Annotated in this window: 1 pseudogene; it reads left to right on the top strand. The window is 75.5% G+C overall.

Annotation, left to right across the window (positions count from 1 at the left end):
- Window positions 1–282 (top strand): annotated as a pseudogene (locus tag J0695_RS40170) (SAM-dependent methyltransferase); the annotation flags it as partial.

Here is a 282-nt window from a genome sequence, read left to right as displayed (position 1 = left end):
CAGGGGGGAGCGAGACGGGCCGCGAGAAGCTGCCCTGGCCCGCCGTGCAGAGCATGGTCCTGGACGCCTGGGTCCCCTTCGACCGCACCGGCAGCGCCGAGGAACAGCCCGGGATCAGCCGGGTGCTGCCCGTCATCGAACTCCTCGACGACGACGTGGACCTCGCGCCGGCCCGCCATCTGCCGCCGCCGTCCGGCGACCGGGGCGCCGCCGCGCTCGATGTCGTACGGGAGAAGCTGGCCGACACGCTGCGGCGCACCGCCGAACTCACCCCGCCGCCCG

The sequence above is a fragment of the Streptomyces beijiangensis genome (assembly GCF_017315755.1).
GTDB classification, from domain to species: Bacteria; Actinomycetota; Actinomycetes; order Streptomycetales; family Streptomycetaceae; genus Streptomyces; species Streptomyces beijiangensis.
The sequence above is the reverse complement of the archived record's forward strand: the minus strand, read 5'-3'. Positions and strand labels throughout refer to the sequence as shown.